This is a genomic window from Methylotenera sp., assembly GCF_030653755.1.
Lineage (GTDB): Bacteria > Pseudomonadota > Gammaproteobacteria > Burkholderiales > Methylophilaceae > Methylotenera.
On the sequence record NZ_JAURYU010000019.1, the window covers coordinates 1 to 1833 of the forward strand.

1 protein-coding gene is annotated in these 1833 nt (G+C 46.4%); it reads right to left on the bottom strand.

Going from position 1 to position 1833, the window contains the following annotated elements; genetic code table 11:
* Window positions 1-189: 189 nt before the first annotated feature.
* Complete coding sequence (locus Q7U33_RS03820; RefSeq protein WP_304858272.1) at window positions 190-1701, bottom strand: IS1182 family transposase; 1512 nt, start codon at window positions 1699-1701, stop codon at window positions 190-192.
* Window positions 1702-1833: the final 132 nt, after the last annotated feature.

Here is a 1833-nt window from a genome sequence, read left to right on the forward strand (position 1 = left end):
ATCGGGCTGTTCTCAATTAATGTGGGCTCATTCTAGGAGGCTGTCCGAGAATAGAGTTCTTGGGCAAGTAGTCCTGTTGTGTTCCGGAAAAAATTTAAATTTCCTGGCGGTCTATTTTTGAAAATGTCGCGACTATATGATTTAGACGATAATGATCGTTTTTTGACGGGTTTATTCCCTCATTTTTACCTATATGGCTGGTTTTGTGGTCAAATGACTCCATTCAGGACGGACGACTCCCGTAAAAATGGCTTTGGCAATTTTTTTGATATTGTGCGTGGCGCACACCAGTGAAAATTCACCCGCAACTTTTTCTTTGCCTCTCACACTGAAGCCGCGAAAGCCGCTGTTTTTGATGTGTCCAAACACCGGCTCAACAATTGTCTTGCGCTTACGGTAGACCGCTTTGGCGGACTCCGTTGCCATTTTACTATTCATTTGCTGGCGCAAAGGTTCCTTGTCATCGGTATTGATGGTGCGGGCTTCCCCTTTAGCGGATTGGCAGCAACGGCTTTGCAGCAGGCAACCGGTGCAGACTTCCGATGATCCTTGATACACACGGCTGCCGTCTTGGCCTTGGCGTTTCAATTTTAAAACCTGCCCTTTAGGACAGATAAAGGTGTTATCGGCTTCGTGGTATTCGAAGTCCGCCTTGACCAGTTTCCGATCCGAGCTATCCAAAGGCGTTTTGTGGGATTTTTCACCTTTGTCGGTGGCGATATAGGCATCGGTGCGGCTGTGTTCCAGAGCCTGTAGATTGTCTCCAGACAGGTAGCCATTGTCCGCGCTCAATTGCTCAGGCAATCTGCCGGCAGTGTCCTGCAAGGCTTTCAGGGCGGGTTCGATTTCCTGTTTGTCGTTGGCGTTTTGGCTGACGTGCTGGCCGACGATGATTTGCAGGTCTGCATCGACGCTGATCTGGGCATTGTAGGCATAATCGAAGTTGCCGTTCTTGCCCATGATGCGCGCCTCGGTATCGGCAAAGCTGATCTGTTTTTTGTCTTCGATGTTCTGGCCGGGGTTAAGCTGTTCTTCGCGGTGTTCGAGGGCTTTTTTGGCCGCTTTGATTTTAGCCAGCCTGCCTTGTTTATGCTTCAAGTCTTCGGGGAGTTCATAGCCGGTCCGTTCTTTATAGGCTTGGTCTTCTTCCTGGCCGCAACGATTGGCTTGTTCAATCAGGGCATCGATTTCGGCGCTCAAGGCCTGTTCCTTTTCTTTCAAACGCCCGTAACTCATCGCTTTGTGTTTGGAGCTGTTGGCCTTGAATTTCGAACCATCCAGACTGATATGCCCTAATGAAGCCAGTTTCAACGCCAGTGCCAGCTTGACGGTTTGCTTAAAACAAGCCTGGAAAAAGTCGCCATGGTCTTTTCTAAAATCACTGAGCACCCGGAAATTGGGGCAGTTCATTTGCGCAATGAACATGAAGGATAAGTCTTCCCGGCAACGCCTTTCAATTTGCCGTGAGCTGAAAACACCCCGACTGTAGGCGTAAATCAGGATCGAGACAATTTGCTTGGGATGATAGGCATTCTGACCTTTGATACTGTAGCCACTCTCAATCGTTGTGGTATCAAGCTGTTGAAACAGATCAGCATAAAGATAGCATTCGTGACCTTCTGGAAGAAGGTCAAAAATATTACTGGGAAATAACTGGTGTTGATTAAATTCAACCGGACTTGATTTGAAAGGAGCTGACATGGCGTGATTAAATAATGTTATTTGCCGTCATTATATCATAATATATTGTTTATATTGAGTATTTTAATGATATTTAATGCGAGTTGCTACTTTATGAAAATTGGCCGGTAAGGAATATGAGTAATTTTATTT